This is a genomic window from Nakamurella sp. A5-74 (assembly GCF_040438885.1).
Taxonomy (GTDB): Bacteria; Actinomycetota; Actinomycetes; order Mycobacteriales; family Nakamurellaceae; genus Nakamurella.
The window spans coordinates 3,894,494-3,908,711 of sequence record NZ_CP159218.1; the positions used below are offsets into that span (position 1 = coordinate 3,894,494).

15 protein-coding genes are annotated in these 14,218 nt (G+C 68.9%); 6 read left to right on the forward strand and 9 right to left on the reverse strand.

Features of this window, described 5'->3' with window-relative positions; translation table 11 throughout:
* Positions 1 to 2 precede the first annotated feature (2 nt).
* Together ABLG96_RS17850 and ABLG96_RS17855 are read left to right on the forward strand one after the other, a co-directional pair.
* Positions 3 to 842, forward strand: a complete 840-nt coding sequence (locus tag ABLG96_RS17850) for a pentapeptide repeat-containing protein (protein ID WP_353648667.1) — start codon at positions 3 to 5, stop codon at positions 840 to 842.
* A complete protein-coding gene (locus ABLG96_RS17855; protein WP_353648668.1) occupies positions 802 to 2,133 on the forward strand; it encodes a citrate synthase in 1,332 nt (443 codons plus the stop codon). Before ABLG96_RS17850 ends, ABLG96_RS17855 begins: the two co-directional genes overlap by 41 nt.
* A gap of 242 nt (positions 2,134 to 2,375) precedes the next feature.
* On the opposite strand, the gene ABLG96_RS17860 is transcribed toward ABLG96_RS17855, so the two are convergent.
* From ABLG96_RS17860 to ABLG96_RS17885, 6 genes are all read right to left on the reverse strand, one after another.
* Positions 2,376 to 3,326 (reverse strand): aldose 1-epimerase family protein, encoded by a 951-nt coding sequence (locus ABLG96_RS17860; RefSeq protein WP_353648669.1) that lies wholly within the window; start codon positions 3,324 to 3,326, stop codon positions 2,376 to 2,378.
* Positions 3,323 to 3,889, reverse strand: coding sequence for a hypothetical protein (locus ABLG96_RS17865; RefSeq protein WP_353648670.1), 567 nt, complete (start codon positions 3,887 to 3,889; stop codon positions 3,323 to 3,325). Before ABLG96_RS17865 ends, ABLG96_RS17860 begins: the two co-directional genes overlap by 4 nt.
* Before the next feature lie 152 nt (positions 3,890 to 4,041).
* The gene (locus ABLG96_RS17870; RefSeq protein WP_353648671.1) at positions 4,042 to 4,755 is read right to left on the reverse strand and encodes a hypothetical protein; all 714 of its coding nucleotides are present in this window, start codon (positions 4,753 to 4,755) and stop codon (positions 4,042 to 4,044) included.
* A gap of 139 nt (positions 4,756 to 4,894) precedes the next feature.
* The gene (locus tag ABLG96_RS17875; protein WP_353648672.1) at positions 4,895 to 6,208 is read right to left on the reverse strand and encodes an MFS transporter; all 1,314 of its coding nucleotides are present in this window, start codon (positions 6,206 to 6,208) and stop codon (positions 4,895 to 4,897) included.
* 22 nt (positions 6,209 to 6,230) lie between these two features.
* On the reverse strand, positions 6,231 to 6,926 hold the full coding sequence (pdxH, locus tag ABLG96_RS17880) for a pyridoxamine 5'-phosphate oxidase (protein ID WP_353648673.1): 696 nt from the start codon (positions 6,924 to 6,926) through the stop codon (positions 6,231 to 6,233).
* A gap of 45 nt (positions 6,927 to 6,971) precedes the next feature.
* Positions 6,972 to 7,778, reverse strand: coding sequence for a class I SAM-dependent methyltransferase (locus ABLG96_RS17885; protein ID WP_353648674.1), 807 nt, complete (start codon positions 7,776 to 7,778; stop codon positions 6,972 to 6,974).
* Positions 7,779 to 7,825: 47 nt separating this feature from the next.
* On the opposite strand from ABLG96_RS17885, the gene ABLG96_RS17890 reads away from it, so the two are divergent.
* Positions 7,826 to 8,377 carry a helix-turn-helix transcriptional regulator gene (locus ABLG96_RS17890; protein ID WP_353648675.1) on the forward strand — a complete coding sequence of 184 codons (552 nt, stop codon included), beginning with the start codon at positions 7,826 to 7,828 and terminating at the stop codon, positions 8,375 to 8,377.
* 102 nt (positions 8,378 to 8,479) lie between these two features.
* Here the strand turns inward: ABLG96_RS17890 and ABLG96_RS17895 are convergent, their stop codons facing one another.
* Positions 8,480 to 8,800 (reverse strand): hypothetical protein, encoded by a 321-nt coding sequence (locus ABLG96_RS17895; RefSeq protein ID WP_353648676.1) that lies wholly within the window; start codon positions 8,798 to 8,800, stop codon positions 8,480 to 8,482.
* A gap of 24 nt (positions 8,801 to 8,824) precedes the next feature.
* Positions 8,825 to 9,571: an N-acetyltransferase gene (locus ABLG96_RS17900; protein WP_353648677.1), complete on the reverse strand. Its 747-nt coding sequence runs from the start codon at positions 9,569 to 9,571 to the stop codon at positions 8,825 to 8,827.
* Between the two features lie 87 nt (positions 9,572 to 9,658).
* Between ABLG96_RS17900 and ABLG96_RS17905 the strand changes: the two genes are divergently transcribed.
* The 3 genes from ABLG96_RS17905 to serC all read left to right on the forward strand — a co-directional run bounded on the left by ABLG96_RS17905 (position 9,659) and on the right by serC (position 13,166).
* Positions 9,659 to 10,000 carry a YciI family protein gene (locus tag ABLG96_RS17905; protein WP_353648678.1) on the forward strand — a complete coding sequence of 114 codons (342 nt, stop codon included), beginning with the start codon at positions 9,659 to 9,661 and terminating at the stop codon, positions 9,998 to 10,000.
* A gap of 63 nt (positions 10,001 to 10,063) precedes the next feature.
* Complete coding sequence (locus ABLG96_RS17910; RefSeq protein ID WP_353648679.1) at positions 10,064 to 11,728, forward strand: DUF2079 domain-containing protein; 1,665 nt, start codon at positions 10,064 to 10,066, stop codon at positions 11,726 to 11,728.
* Positions 11,729 to 12,038: 310 nt separating this feature from the next.
* Positions 12,039 to 13,166 (forward strand): phosphoserine transaminase, encoded by a 1,128-nt coding sequence (gene serC, locus ABLG96_RS17915; protein WP_353648680.1) that lies wholly within the window; start codon positions 12,039 to 12,041, stop codon positions 13,164 to 13,166.
* 196 nt (positions 13,167 to 13,362) lie between these two features.
* Here the strand turns inward: serC and ABLG96_RS17920 are convergent, their stop codons facing one another.
* Positions 13,363 to 14,199: a PfkB family carbohydrate kinase gene (locus ABLG96_RS17920; protein WP_353648681.1), complete on the reverse strand. Its 837-nt coding sequence runs from the start codon at positions 14,197 to 14,199 to the stop codon at positions 13,363 to 13,365.
* Positions 14,200 to 14,218: the final 19 nt, after the last annotated feature.

A 14,218-nucleotide genomic window follows, 5' to 3' on the forward strand; every position in this document is an offset into this window, starting at 1 on the left:
CATTGGAAGCCGGTCGGCCGTCGGCGGGAGCGGACGACGACGGTGCCGAACTCGACGGTGCCGAACTCGACGGTGCCGAACTCAAGGGTGCCGAACTCAAGGGTGCCGAACTCAAGGGTGCCGAACTCAAGGGTGCCGAACTCGAAGGTGCCGAACTCGAAGGTGCCGGGCTGGACGGGTTCGTGCTGGACGAGCCGCTGCTCGAGGGCGTGGTGGTCGACGGTGCGGCACTCGAAGCCGCCGAGCTGGGCGGTCGGCGGGAGGTCGACGACCCGGAGGACGCACTCATCGACGGCCCGCTCGAGCCCGGCACGGTCTTCGAGACGGTGACGGTGGTGGGATCGGCCTCACCGGTCGAGGTGCAGGACGCGAGCACCACCGTCGCGGTCAGTGTCGCCATCACGGCATGGATCCTGGTGCGGGTCCGCATAGGGAGCTCTTCCTGTGTGCGCTGCACAGCTGCAGCGTTCGGTGTCGTGTGCGCTCTCGGGCGGCTGTCGTGCTTCCGGCGTTGGTCGGGCAGCACCCGATCCCCCGGTTTCCGCTTCACCGGGCCCAACGTCCGGGAAGACGTCCGAGGTTCCCGGAGGTTGCGATCGCACTGGTTCTGGGCGCCGATGAGGGATACGTCACCGAGGTATCGAGGAACCCGCGGTCGAGCGCGCCGCCGCCGGACAGTAATCTCGACGGTACCGACCGACGCCGCCGTCGCTGCAGTTCGACGTGGTGGGGCGTCGCCGACCGACACGCCCGGAAACCACCGGGTCGCTCGTCCGGGGAGCAACGAAAGGCGAACGAACCATGACGGACACTGCCTCCACGGCGACCGAGGACGGCGCTGAGACCCAGCCCGCCGGCGCCACTCTGAACTATCAGGACAAATCCCTCGATCTGAAACTCGTACCGGCCACCGAGGGGGCCAGCGGTGTCGAGATCTCCAAGCTGCTGAGCTCCACCGGGGTCGTCACCCTCGACCCGGGTTTCACCAACACCGGATCGACCACCTCGGCGATCACCTACATCGACGGTGACGCCGGGATCCTGCGCTACCGCGGCTACCCGATCGACCAGCTGGCCGAGAAGTCGACCTTCCTGGAGGTCAGCCACCTGCTGATCCACGGCGAACTGCCGTCGCAGACCGAGTTGGACGCCTTCAGCGAAAAGATTTCCCGGCACACGATGCTGCACGAGGACCTGAAGCGGTTCTTCGACGGCTTCCCCCGTGACGCGCACCCGATGCCGGTGCTCAGCTCCGCCGTCTCGGCGCTGTCGACGTTCTACCAGGACTCACTTGACCCGTTCAACGAGGAGCAGGTCGAACTCTCGACGATCCGGCTGCTCGCCAAGCTCCCGACCATCGCCGCGTACGCGCACAAGAAGTCCGTCGGCCAGCCGATGCTCTACCCGGACAACTCCTTGTCGCTGGTGGAGAACTTCCTGCAGATGTGCTTCGGCTTCCCTGCCGAGCCCTATCAGGTCAGCCCGACCGTCGCGAAGGCCCTCGACCAGCTGTTCATCCTGCACGCCGACCACGAGCAGAACTGCTCGACCTCGACGGTCCGACTGGTCGGTTCGGCGCACACCAACCTGTTCGCCTCCATCTCGGCAGGCATCCACGCCTTGGCCGGCCCGCTGCACGGCGGCGCCAATTCGGCGGTGCTCGAGATGCTGGACGGCATCCTGGCCGACGGCGGCGACGTCGATGCCTTCGTCAAGCGGGTCAAGAACAAGGAGCCCGGCGTCAAGCTGATGGGGTTCGGTCACCGGGTCTACAAGAACTACGACCCGCGCGCCGCGATCGTGAAGGGGACGGCGGACACCATCCTCGCCGAGCTCGGCACCTCGGATCCGCGGTTGGACCTGGCCAAGCAGCTCGAGCAGGTCGCGCTCAGCGACGACTACTTCATCGAACGCAAGCTCTACCCGAACGTCGACTTCTACACCGGCCTGATCTACAAGGCTCTCGGCTTCCCGACCAAGTTCTTCACCGTGCTCTTCGCGATCGGCCGGCTCCCCGGTTGGATCGCGCAGTGGCGCGAGATGATCAACGACCCGGCCACCAAGATCGGCCGCCCCCGTCAGGTGTACACCGGCCACACCGAGCGTGACTACCGCTCGATCAGCGAGCGCTGAGCGCGCTCGCCCGAAACATCACGACAGGCCCGGACCGGCAACGGTCCGGGCCTGTCGCGTGCCCGGGTGCCGGGTCGCCAGCCGAGAGTGTCAGGAAACTTCCGTGGCCGAGCACAACGGGTCTCGTCGCGCTCGTTCCTCGCTTGCTCCCTGTCCTGAGCGACGAAGGAGTGGAAGGGGACCACCGGAGAATCCGGTGATCGAGCGAGGAACGAGTCGAGATCCCGCTGCGGGAGGACGGGTCAGAGGGCGGGAGTGATTCCCCAAGCGGCGGACCAACTCTCGCCGGGGTCGACGACCAACACGTCGTCACCGGTGCGGAAGGCGTTGGCATTGCAGGTCATCGGCTCGATGGCGATCGCGAGACGTTGGTCGGGTCCGTAGCCGGGGAACTTCGGCGGCGTGTACAGCTGGGCCCAGCGGAAGGCCGGATCGGTCCAGACCGTCACCGATGCGCCGTCGGCGGCGGACAGCACGTGCTCGTGCCGCGGTCCGGCCGGGGATTCGACCACCGCGAAGTCGGTCAGCGAGATGTCACAGTTGACGTCGCCCAGTCTCTGGCCGGAGCGCAGGTCAGGGCCGTGCTCGCCGACCGGCGCCAGCCCCTGCGGGATCCACCGGTCGTCGATGAAGGCATGCGTCCGCGCAGAGATGGTGAGCGTCAGGTCGGCGATCGACCGCTCACCGAGGCGGAAGTACGGGTGGGCTCCGACACCGAACGGGGCCGGCCCCGTACCTCGGTTCACGACCCCGTGATCCACCCGCAACCCGTTGGCGGACACCGTGTACCGGACGGTGACGTCGAGGCTGAAGGGATACCCGTGCTGCGGGTGCAGCTCCGCAGACAACAGGATCGACGACTCGGTGTGCTCGACGACGTCGTAGGCCGTCCAGCGCAGCAGACCGTGGATCGCACAGTTCCTGGCCACCTCGGTGATGTCGAGCTGCTGGTGCGAACCGTCGGGAGCGGTCCACGAACCGTCCTCGATCCGGTTCGGCCACGGCGCCATCACGATGCCGGCGCCCATCGGCGGAACGACCTCGTCGGACCAGGACTCGGTGACCCGCTCACCGTCGACGGTGTACTCGCGCAGCACGGCCGCCACCCGACCGACGACCGCCCGGTGGGCGCCGAAGGTGATGACGTTGGTGTCCCCGCTGGCCGGTCGCGGGGCGACAGACCCGCCGCTCACCGAGCGCTTGCGGAGAAGTGCGACAGCGCGCGACCGAACTGCAACAGCCGCTGCATCTGGGCCAGCCCGCCGTCGTCGACCGACTTGGAGAAACGGTAGGTCTCCACGAACTGCGTGGTGCGGGTCTCGTTGGCATCGGAGAGCTCGGTCATCGAGCGCTCAGGGGTCTGCGTCGACAGGTACAGCATGACCGCGTACAGCGTGCGCTGACCGTTCGGCTCCGTCCGGAACCTGGTGCGCAGGCCCTGGTCGACGATCGCCGGCAGCGGGATCGTCCGGACCGAGCTGGAGAACATCCGCTCGCCGGATCCCTCGTCGACCTCGTCGTCCCCGTGCCACAGGATCAGCCGACGACCATCGGTGATGGCGACCTCCTGCCACAGGGTCTCGCCCCACTCCTGCGGCGTGGCGACCCGCTCCAGGGTGAAGGCCTGCACCGCGGACACGTCGATCACCCCGGACAACGCCTCCAGCGCCGCATCGGCGTCACGGATGTAGGCCCGGACGGCCTCGTCGAGTCGCTGGTAGGGGGCCCAGTCCTGGGGGTGCCGCGGGGACGTCATCAGGCAATCTCCTTCGATTCTCTCCTCGGCCCTGGGCACCGCGGGGGCGGGCTCGGCAGGGTGGAACACCAGAAACCTGCGCACTCCGCACCGACCATAGTCCGCGTCAGCGGGTCGGGGCGCAGCCTCACGCCGTCAGCGAACAGGCGCGATCAGACCGTCCTGGACTTCGCCCACAACTGTGCCGAAGCACCCATCACCAGGCTGATAGAGATGATCGGCAGCACCGCGTACAGCAGCGGCCAGACGAGCGCCACGCCGGTCGGCAGATTGTTGGAGATCAGCAGGATGAACCAGGCAATGCACAGCAGGACGGCGACCGCCGACCCGATGACGACCAGGTTCAACTTCCCGGCGTAGCTCTGCACCCCGCCGCCGATCAGCACGCCGCCGCAGGCCAGTCCGATGATCCCGAGGATCGTCAGCATGGTGGCGAAGGTCGTGCCCTCACTCGACGACACGTCCAGGATGCTCGTCCCCCCACTGAGCGCAGCGATGCCGCCGATCAGCAGCAGACCGGCGTGGACGAAGGCGAGGACCGCGGCCGCGGTGACGGCGCCCGGCCGCTTCGGTCCGGCGACCGGCGGCTGGTAGGGCTGTCCGAACTGGCCGTACTGCTGCCCGGGTGCGCCGTACTGCGGCTGACCGTAGGGCGTCGCTGCCTGACCGTACGGCTGCGAGGGCTGCCCGTACTGGGGGTCCGAGCCGTACTGCTGGGTGGGCTGCCCGTACTGCTGGTACGGCTGGCCGTACTGCTGCTGGGCCGGATCCTGCGCACCGGAGGGGCCCTGTCGACCGTCAACAGGCTGAGCAGAACCACCCTGCGTTGCATCGGAGCTGTTCTGGCTGTCCCACGGCTGACTCATCGGATCCTCCCGGCTGCGGCTCCCCCCACCGGCGGAGGGGACGCCTTGGTCGTTCGGAGAGTGATTGTGCCCGACCTGCGGGTCGGGCGGAACGGAACACCAGGAACTTCCGGGCCAGCAGTCCCGGATGCGCCCGCCGTCAACGTGCCGGGACCTCGTCGGGCAGGCGTCGCGTGTCGAACCGCCAGAGCGACGGACCGGCGACCGCTGCGATCACCGTGAACACGATCACCAGCGCTCCGCCGCCGGTGATGGCCCACTGGGTGGTCGTCAGATCTGCCGCAAAACCGTGGACCAGATCCGCCACTCGCGGTCCGCCGGCGACCACCACGGTGAAGACGCCCTGCATTCGCCCGCGCATGTTGTCCGGTGCCGCGGTCTGCAGGATGGACGACCGGAAGGTCGCGCTCACCATGTCGGTCCAACCGCCGAGCGCCAGCCAGACGACGGCCATCACCAGCGAGGCGGTCAGACCCAGCAGCAGCATCGCCGCGCCCCAGACCACGATTGCGACGATGATCGCGACGCCCTGGCGACGGATCTTCGCCAACCACCCGCTGGTGAGGCCGCCCACCAGCACCCCGACGGCCATCCCCGCGTTGAGCAGTCCCAGCTCGATCCCGCCGCCCGGTTGGCCGCCGAAGATGTTCTGCGCCATGTCGGGGAACAGGATGCGCGGCATCCCGAAGACCATCGCGATGATGTCGACGACGAAGGTCATGAGGATCAGCGGTTGCAGGCGCAGGTATCGCAGTCCGTCCAGCACGCCGGCACGCGGCGCCCCCTCCTCCGCGAGGGGACGGATCGACGGCAGCCGGAACACCGGGTAGAGCATCACGACCATGCCGACCGCCTCGGCGAAGAACAACCACGGCAGGCCGATCAACGGGATGAGCAGGCCCGCCAGCAACGGGCCACCCAGCACGCCGAACCCGAACACCGTGAACCCCAGCGCGTTCGCGGCCGGAACCAACTCGGCGGGGACGAGCCGTGGGGTGATCGCCGAGCGGGTCGGTTGGTTGACGGCGAAGAAGCCCTGTTGCAGCGCCAGCAGCGCCATCACCAGGATCACCGAGTCGAGGCCGAGGATCGACTGCAGCCACAGCAGCAGCGCGGTGACGGTGACGCCACCGGAGGTGATCAACAGCACGGTGCGCCGGTCGTGCCGGTCGGCGATCGCGCCGCCCCACAGCCCGAAGACGATCAGCGGGACCAGCGCGACGATCGATGCGGTGCCGAGCAGTGCGTTGTTGCCGGTGATGTCGTAGATCTGTTGGATGACGGCCACCGCCGAGAGCTGCGATCCGATCGCCACCACGACGCCACCGAGGAACAGCCGGCGGTAGGCGGGGAAGCGCAACGGACGCAGATCGGGTCCGAACCTGTTGCGGGACGGGAGTTCCGCGGATCCGCTGCCCGGGGCAGCAGCTTCCGGGCCTGCTGGTGCACTCACGTCCCCGTACTCTACGGCGTGCTCAGGGCGCCAATCTTTCGACGACCCAGGCATCGCCGATCGACCGGAACCGCAGGCGGTCGTGCACCCGTGACCGCTGGCCCTGCCAGAACTCCACCGTCTCGGGACGGAGCAGCCAGCCACCCCACTGCGGCGGCAGCGGAACCTCGTCCATCCCTTCGAAGCGCTGCTCCAGCGACGCCAGCACCTCCGACAACTCGGCCCGGGAGGACAGCAGGCTCGACTGCGGACGCTCGGTGCTCGCCCAGGCGCCCAACTGCGACCCGCGCGGGCGCTGACGCCAGTAGGCGAGCGTGGTCTCCGGGTCCACCTGCTCCACCGGGCCCCGGAGGTGGACCTGTCGGTACACCGGGAGCCAGCTGAATGTCGCGCTGGCCCTGGGGTTCTCGAGCAGATGGGCGCTCTTGTCCGAGGCGTAGTTGGTGTAGAAGACCAGGCCGCGTGAGTCGACGCCCTTGGCCAGCACGTTGCGTGTCGCAACGTCCCCGCCCCGGGACGCAGTGCCCAACACGATGGCGTTCGGCTCGGTGACGTCGGCGTCGATCGCGTCGTGCAACCAACCGTCGAACTGTTCCCACCAGGTGGGAGCCAGGTCGGCCTCGTCGAAGCCGCCGCGGTCGTAGTCGACGCGCATCCTCGCGAGCTCCTCGGACGTACCGCGTTCGGGACGGGACTGCTCGCCGGTGGGGTCGGACATGCCTGCGACCGTACGCCGCGACGCACGAGGGCCGTCAGGGATGGTTCACGGACTCGGCACCGATCGCGGCACGCGCCCGATCCAGACCAGCCTGGTCGCGCGGATGACCAGGTCCTGCTCGGAGAGGTTCGCCGCGATGTCGCCCAGAGTGGCGAGGTCCACCCGGGACAGTCGGTCACCCAGCCGCTCCCCCATCCGGGACAGACACACCTGGGCGTACCGCAGCGCACGCTGTGGCAGCGGCGCTCGCAGATCGATGTCGAAGCGGCGCTCGGCCTCGGCGACGAAGCCGGCCGCGGTGAGGTGCGCACCCCAGTCCTCGTTCATGTGCATGCCGGCGGCCGCGCGGTGCCGAGCCATCTCGTCGTGGCAGCGGTCCTCGATGGCAGAGCCGACCGGGTCGCTGAGGAACTTCGGGAACGAGTCCAGCTCGGTGATCATGATCGCCCCGCCGGGACGCAGCGCGGCGCGGGCCTGGCCGAGCGCCCGAGCCGGATCGGCGAAGTGGTGCATCGCGGCCGATGCCCAGATCAGATCGGCCGGTCCCAGATCTGTCGGCCAGGTGTCGTCCAGATCGGCCCGGACCGTGCGGATGCGTTGTCCCACACCCAGTTCGGTGGCTCGATGACGCAGGTGGGCCAGCATCTCGTCGTCGATGTCGACCGCGGTCAGCTGCGCGTCCGACAGCTGCCGGGCGAGCGCGAGCGTGCCGGCCCCGGTGCCCGCGCCGAGGTCGATGATGTGTGGCTCCGCCGGGACCAGCGTTCCGGCCAGGGCAATCACCTCCCGGTGGTGGTCGTGCAGGACCTCCACGTCGAGGTCGAGCATCTCGGTCAGGTGTTGGTGTGCCATGGTTCGACCGTAGCCCGCTTTTGCTTGAGAGGCCTATGCTTTTGCGTATGACGCAAGACGGAGATCTGGATGCCCTGGTCCGGCAACGCATCCGCAGCCTGCGGACGGCCCGGGGTTGGTCGCTCGACGACCTGGCCACGCGCAGCTACCTCAGTCCATCCACGCTGAGCCGGATCGAGACCGGACACCGCCGCATCGCACTGGATCAGCTCGCGCCGATCGCCAGGGCGCTGGACACCTCGCTCGATCAGCTCGTGGAGTCCGGTCGGGACGAGGATGTGGTGATCCGTCCGCACCGGAACAGCCGCGGCGGCGTCACCACCTGGCTGCTGTCCCGCGAAGGCGCCGGCAAGACCGTCGCGAAGCTGCGCCTCACCCGGCCCGTTCCCACAGAACTGCGGGTGCACCCCGGGCGCGACTGGTTCACCGTGTTGTCCGGCAGCGTCGTGTTGCGGCTGGCGACGCGCACCATCACCGTCCGGACCGGCGAGGCGGCCGAGTTCTCCACGATGGTTCCGCACGCCTTCGGCGCGAACGGCGAGCCGGCCGAGATCCTCTGCATCCTCGACCACGACGGCGGGCGCGCCCACCTGGCCTGACCTGCTCTCCGAGCGACGGCTCCGGGAGACGGCGTCAGTCGACGTACTTGTCGAGTCCCGGCGCCACCGGGTTCAGGGTGACGCTGGGGTCGAGGGCTTCGATCACCATCTGCCCGCTGTCCACTCGCGGCTCCGGCCGCGGCGCAGCGAATCGAGGAACCCGGCCCAGCACCCGACCACCAGCAATCCGATGAAGACGGCGAACGTCAGCGAGAACCACCAACCGGGGGTCGGAAACGTCCACAGGATCACGCTGGGGACGGCCGCAGCCACGGTCCCCACCCCCATCAGCACCCCGAGAACGGTCCGGGCACCCACGCTCGCACGCGGCCGTACCCGCAGGTTGCTCGGAACGACCCCGTCGTCCCAGTACTGCACCAGGTGCACCACGTGCGCTTCCGGCAAGACCGCGGAGATCCCCACCCCCAGAACCTAACCGGCCCAGGGTCAGGGTCTGCGGTGCTCGACCCAGACATTGGGTTCGACGTACACGGCAACATCATGCGCGAGCGACACCTGTACGGGACTGAGCGCGCCCGCCACGAGCACCGGGCCGTCGGTGTCGAACGGCAGCGCCGTCCACTCCCGCCACTGGGCGAGCGTGCCGGAAATGGTCATCGACAGCGGACACACCTTCACGATCCGGCCCCCGGCGCGCACGTGGGTGCGCAGCCAGGCGTCGTAGGGCAGCCCGTCGTCCCGCACCCGGAACGCGTACTCGCTCATCGGAGTCTCGGGCTCGTCCGACTTCTGCGACGGTCGCACCGGCGCATAGAGCACGTCGTGACCGAGCCTGAACGCGTTGTCCCGCAGAGCTTTCAACATCACCGACGAGATCCCCTGCCCCTGGCGGTCCTTCAGGATGACGATCTCCAGCGCGGTCGCGGCGGTGCGATCCCGCCCGGCCAACCGGTCCGCGTGCTGCCACCTGATCACCTGGTCCCAGCCGCCGTCGGGCAGCTCCTCCCGCCCGGTGAGCCCGAGTGCGAACGACGTCGAGTAGGCCTTGGCAACCGGTTGCTCACCATCCGTCGCGAGCAGTACGTACTCGGCGACGTCGTCGAGGTAGCTGTAGTACCACTGCGCGGTCGGGTCGTGCTGCATGAACAGCGGCCACGACCGGTCGAACGCGGCGTGGTCGATCGTCTGGAAGATCTCGGGGTTCTGGGCACGGTTGTGGATCGTCAACGTCACGCTCCCGATTGTCGTCCGCGGGTCAAAGCCTTACCGAGGGCGAAGGAATCGGGAAGGATATCCAGATCCGACCCGAGGGAGCGCGCCATGACGAAGTACCTGATCTCGTTTCCCAGTGGCGCGATGGTGATCCCGGAAGGGGAGCTGCCTGCGGTCGCGGACGCCGCGCATGCCGTGGTGGCAGAGGCGAAGGCCGCCGGCGTCTGGGTGTTCGGCGGCGGCATCGATGAGAGCGTCCCGCCCGTCATGGTCGCCGGGAACGGCACGGTGACCGAGGGCACCTACCCGCAGACCCGACAGATCGAGGGCGGCTACACCGTGCTCGAGGTTTCCTCCCGCGGGGACGCCTTGGAGTGGGCCTCGAAAATCGCGGCGGCCTGCCGGTGCGCGCAGGAGGTGCGCGCGTTCCAGTACGACCCGCAGAGCTGACGGTCCAGCCTGCAGTGCTGACAACCACCGCGACAGCGTGGATTACGTGAAAGAATTCCGGCCGTGACCGTCGTGGTGGGGGGACAACCGGCATCGGCCGTTCGAGTGCGCGGTCGTGGGCTGCCGGGGCTCTCGCGGACCGGTGGTCCCTGGCTCGTCGGTGGCGCGGTGGCGGCGCTGTGGGCATGGGCCGGGTTGATGCGTGAGTGGACTATGCGGACGGGAATCGATCTGGGTCTGTACGCGCAGGCGGTCGAGCACTACTCGCGGGGTCAGTGGCCCTGGTCACCGTTGAAGGCACAGGGTGACTTCAACTTGCTCGGCGACCATTTCACGCCCATCGTTGCGGTCCTCGGGCCGGTGTACCGGGTATGGCCGCACGTGGAGACGCTGATCGTGGCCCAGGCGGTGCTCATCGGGCTCGCCGTGACCGTGGTGGGCCGCACGGCAATCCGGGTGTTCGACCACGCCGGCGCTGGGTGCGCCGTTGCCGCAGCGTTCGGTCTGTCCTGGGGCGTCACCGGGGCGGCGTTGTTCGACTTCCACGAGGTCGCCTTCGCGCTGCCGCTGCTCGCTGCCTGCCTCGACCGAGCTCTCGCCGTTCGATGGCGTGCCGCCGTGCTGTGGTCCCTGCCACTGCTGCTGGTCAAGGAGGACAGCGCGTTCCTGATCGCCGGCCTGGCAATCGCCTGCTGGACGGTGGGCCTCCGCCGGCTCGCGATTGCTGCGATGGCAGCGGCGGTCGCCGGGTTCGCGCTGGTGGTAGGCGTCGTGATCCCTGCACTGTCGTACTCGGGGACCTACACCTACTGGGCGGTCACCGGCGATGCCCGCGGCCCGGTCAGCTCGCCGATCGGAATGCTCGGCAATCTGTGGACAGCGCTCACCTCCGGGTCGGCTCCGGTCACCGTGCTGCTCGCGATGGCCTGCACCGGGTTCCTCGCATTGCGATCACCGCTGGCGTGGGTGGCGGTCCCTTCGCTGCTGGTCAGGTTCACTTCTGCGCGGCCCGAGTACTGGGGTCCTGAGAGTCACTACAACGCGACCCTGATGGTCGTCGTGTTCGTTGCTGCCCTCGACGGGTGGCGACGGCACGGATCGATGCTGTCGGGCATGCCCGGCCGGATCAGCGCGCGTACCGCCGGCGCCACGGCACTCGTGCTGGCCCTGGTGATCGGCTGGTGGACACCGCTGCGGACGATCATCGAGCCGGACGCCTACCGCTGCGGCGACCGGTGCTCGGCCGCGCACGAGATCCTGGCGCGGATCCCGGACGGCGCAACCGTCATGGCCGACACCTTCCTGGTCGACCAACTCGTCAGCCGGACCAGGGTCCACCTCGTTGCGGAGAACCTCCTCGACTCCACCGGCCACCCCATCGAGGCGGAATGGATCGCCTTGGACACCAGCAACCGCGGCACGTTCCCACACGAGAGCGCCGGATACTGGTGGGGAGCGAACGCTGCGCAGAGCTCCGGGTACGTGCCGGTGTGGGCATCGACCACCGGCTTCATCCTGCTGCGTCGAAACCCGGCCGCTGCCAAGGCATTTCTCCACATGTACGGCACAGTCGCCTGCGCGGCCAGCACCGCGGAGGCAGAACTGTGCACCACACCCCCGGGGGATGACACCTATCGCACCCGCACAGCGTGGTGCGGAACGGTGGAACCACCGCATACGGTGCACCGCTGCCCGCCGGGTGCGTACCTCAAGCCCTATCGCCCGTGATCAGGCGGCGCGGGCGCACCCGCCCAGGTCCCCACGGCGCGGGAGTCCGTGCACGGACGCATCTCTGCCGGCCTCATCCTCACCGTCGAACCAGTCCGCTCACAGAAGTGGTCTCCAGTGAGCAGAAGTCGGTCTGCCACAGGCCATCGATCGCCACTGGCGACCAGTTCTGTGAGATCCCGCGACCTCGGCGGCGCAGAGCGGACCGCCGCCCGGTCCGAACCCGGGCGGACACCGGTGGGAGGATGACCCCGAAGCACCGCCCATTGGCCAGTCCAGTCAGGCAGCACCGAAGAAATGGGAGAAATCCGTGAGCACACCCGACGCGATCGTCATCCCGGACGGACTCAAGCCCGTCGACGGACGATTCGGTTGTGGACCCTCCAAGGTCCGCCCGGAGGCGCTGGCCGCGCTGGCGGCGTCCGGCTCGTCGGTGCTGGGCACCTCGCACCGGCAGGCGCCGGTGAAGAACCTCGTCGGCCGCGTCCGCAGCGGCATCCGTGAGCTGTTCTCGCTGCCGGACGGCTACGAGGTGATCCTGGGCAACGGCGGTTCGACCGCGTTCTGGGACGCCGCCGCCTTCGGTCTGATCCGCGACCGGGCCCAGCATCTGACGTTCGGCGAGTTCTCCGCCAAGTTCGCGGGCGTTGCCAAGAAGGCCCCGTTCCTCGGAGAGCCGTCGGTGATCAGCGCAGACCCGGGGTCGGCGCCGGTGGCCGTCGCCGACCCGACTGTCGACGCCTATGCCTGGGCGCACAACGAGACCTCCACCGGCGTGGCCGTGCCGGTGGTGCGGCCGGACGGGGCCGGGGACGACCAGCTGGTGCTCGTCGACGCCACGTCGGGTGCCGGCGGCCTGCCGGTCTCGATCGCCGAGACCGACGTCTACTACTTCGCGCCGCAGAAGGTGTTCGGCTCCGACGGCGGGCTGTGGATCGCGATCGCGTCGCCGCGGGCACTGGCCCGGATCGACGAGATCGCCACCTCCGGCCGCTGGATCCCGGAGTTCCTGTCGATCGCCACCGCGCTGGACAACTCGACCAAGGACCAGACCCTCAACACGCCTGCGGTCGCGACGCTGTTCCTGCTGGCCGAGCAGCTCGACTGGCTCAACGCCGCCGGCGGGCTCGACTGGGCGATCGGCCGGACGGCCGACTCCTCGCAGCGGCTGTACACCTGGGCCGAGAACACCAGCTTCACCACGCCGTTCGTGCAGGATCCGGCGCTGCGCTCGCAGGTCGTCGGCACCATCGACTTCGACGCCTCGGTCGATGCGGCCGCAGTCGCGAAAGTGTTGCGCGCCAACGGTATCGTCGACACCGAGCCCTACCGCAAGCTCGGGCGCAACCAGCTGCGCATCGGCATGTTCCCGGCCGTGGATCCGGACGATGTGTCCGCGCTCATCGCCTGCATCGACCACGTCGTCGGGGCACTCTGAACTGCCGGTGACTGGCTGCGCCCCAACGGTTGTCGCTGGTGACACGTGCTGTTGCTGGCGACATGGGCGTCCTTGTCGCCAGCAACAGCGCGTTACCCCAGCGACAACGGAGGGAGGGGCTCGTCACGCCGGCAGAAGCTCGTCACGCCGGGGGGAGCGCGGGGGCCGCCAGGACCGCCGCCCGGGGCCACAACGGTCAGGCCGGCGGCAGATCGGGTTGCGCGCCGACGTGCAGCACGCAGTCGGCTGCCGCCCGCGACGCCGCGGTCATCGCCTGCTCCGCGGTGTCGCCGAGCGCAAGTCTCGCGGCCAGGGTGCCGCAGTAGGCATCACCGGCGCCGGTGGTGTCGACCGGCTCCAGGCTGATTGCATCCACCCGGTCCTCACCCCACTGCGAACCGTCGGCGCCGAGAGTCACCAGCAGCGAACCGGCCTGCGCGCCCGACTCCCCGAGCAGCTGCGCCTCGTGTTCGTTCGCGATCACCGGGTCGCACAGCGCGAGCACGTCGGCCGGCATCTCCGCGTACGGCGCGAGGTTGATGATCACCCGCATGCCCTGCGCGGCAGCCTGACGGGCGGCTGCGGCGACCACGTCCAGCGGCAGTTCCAGCGGCATCAGCAACACGTCACCGGGGCCGTACGACGCGAACCGCGCCAGGTCGTCCTGCCCGTTCCGAAAGTTGGTGCCCGGTGCCACGACGATCATGTTCTCGCCGCCCTCGTCGACGTAGATGATCGCGGTGCCGGTCGGCGCCCCCGCAACGATCTCCATCTCCGAGGTGTCCACACCGAATCGCCCCAGCCGATCCACGTACTCGTGCCCGTGCGGATCGTCGCCGACCTTGCCGATGAACACCGAGGCCGCCCCGGCCGCTGCGGCGGCGATGGCCTGGTTCGCACCCTTGCCGCCGAATCGGTACTCGATGTCGCCCGACATCACCGTCTCGCCGCTGCGGGGATGCCGCGGCATGTCCAGATGGAGGTCCTGGCTGAGCGATCCGAACACGACCACCGATCCGACGCGGACAGTCATGACGAGATCTCCTGATGTC

What these genes read in the sequence shown, in the direction of transcription:
- ABLG96_RS17855 (WP_353648668.1), top strand. Translation starts at nt 802, where the DNA reads ATGACGGACACTGCCTCCACGGCGACCGAGGACGGCGCTGAGACCCAG.
- ABLG96_RS17865 (WP_353648670.1), bottom strand. Translation starts at nt 3,889, where the DNA reads ATGACGTCCCCGCGGCACCCCCAGGACTGGGCCCCCTACCAGCGACTC.
- ABLG96_RS17870 (WP_353648671.1), bottom strand. Translation starts at nt 4,755, where the DNA reads ATGAGTCAGCCGTGGGACAGCCAGAACAGCTCCGATGCAACGCAGGGT.
- pdxH (WP_353648673.1), bottom strand. Translation starts at nt 6,926, where the DNA reads ATGTCCGACCCCACCGGCGAGCAGTCCCGTCCCGAACGCGGTACGTCC.
- ABLG96_RS17885 (WP_353648674.1), bottom strand. Translation starts at nt 7,778, where the DNA reads ATGGCACACCAACACCTGACCGAGATGCTCGACCTCGACGTGGAGGTC.
- ABLG96_RS17890 (WP_353648675.1), top strand. Translation starts at nt 7,826, where the DNA reads ATGACGCAAGACGGAGATCTGGATGCCCTGGTCCGGCAACGCATCCGC.
- ABLG96_RS17905 (WP_353648678.1), top strand. Translation starts at nt 9,659, where the DNA reads ATGACGAAGTACCTGATCTCGTTTCCCAGTGGCGCGATGGTGATCCCG.
- ABLG96_RS17920 (WP_353648681.1), bottom strand. Translation starts at nt 14,199, where the DNA reads ATGACTGTCCGCGTCGGATCGGTGGTCGTGTTCGGATCGCTCAGCCAG.